This is a genomic window from Novipirellula rosea, from assembly GCF_039541335.1.
Lineage (GTDB): Bacteria > Planctomycetota > Planctomycetia > Pirellulales > Pirellulaceae > Novipirellula > Novipirellula rosea.
Genome location: NZ_BAABGA010000084.1, coordinates 1 through 850, shown reverse-complemented (window position 1 = coordinate 850; position 850 = coordinate 1). Strand labels below are relative to the sequence as shown.

Below are 850 nucleotides of genomic sequence, written 5' to 3'. Positions count from 1 at the left end.
CGGGCTTGCGAGGTTTCACGAATGGACAATCAACTTTCCCGGCCCGCTGATCGCCGCCGTTATCGGGCTGACGAGAGGCGCTTCCAGTGGATACAGACATTCGCTTGTCCGGCCAGATTGATGACTGGCCAAGCAAGACCGAAATGGCGCGGCTGATGGAGTCCGCCGGATTCTCCGTCTATGTTGGGCGTTACTCAATCCGTTTGCAGGACTGCGAACATTTCGTCTTTCAAGAATACGGCGGCGACCTTGGTGACCCGCAATTTGATGCTGACGCAAGCTCACTCGAGAAAATGCTCGATGATGGTGGTCGCGTTTCGGCGGCATTGGCGTCCGCTGATGTCCGCCATCGTTTTGAACTGTACAATGATTCCGACGAAATGGTCGGCTACCTTCATCATCGGTGGCCAAAAGAAAAGTAGTGTTCGCCCCAAAACACACGCTCGATAACGAAGCCGTGAACCGAAGCGGCGAAGTCGTGTGGATTTGAAAATGGACAATCTTTTGTCGCCGCTCGGTTACGGCCACCGTTCGCCAACGCAGGGCCTCTCACCTAATGTCGGGTCGTTCGGCGATTCAAAGACTGGGCATTTGCATCTAATGTCGGGCTGCCTGTTTCCACTCACGATCGATTTGTGTTGCGATTCCGGCGGCGATACAATCCTCTTGTCGAGAGTACTCGGCAGTGACTCATGATGCTACGTGTGTGGCGAACCATGCCGGTGCACCCGAGCACTCAAAAAACTATTTGCCCAATGGTTACTTTTCCGTTCGTGCCGGGTGACCTCAAGCGTTACCGGACGCAAAAGTTGCGCGGTCGATCCAGGGTGCCTGACGGTGCGCGTGCGAT

Annotated in this window: 1 protein-coding gene; it reads left to right on the top strand. The window is 55.1% G+C overall.

Annotated elements, in window-relative coordinates; all coding sequences use genetic code 11:
* Window positions 1-86: 86 nt before the first annotated feature.
* Entirely contained in the window at window positions 87-422 is a 336-nt protein-coding gene (locus tag ABD971_RS28245) for a hypothetical protein (protein WP_345327094.1), read from the top strand.
* Window positions 423-850: the final 428 nt, after the last annotated feature.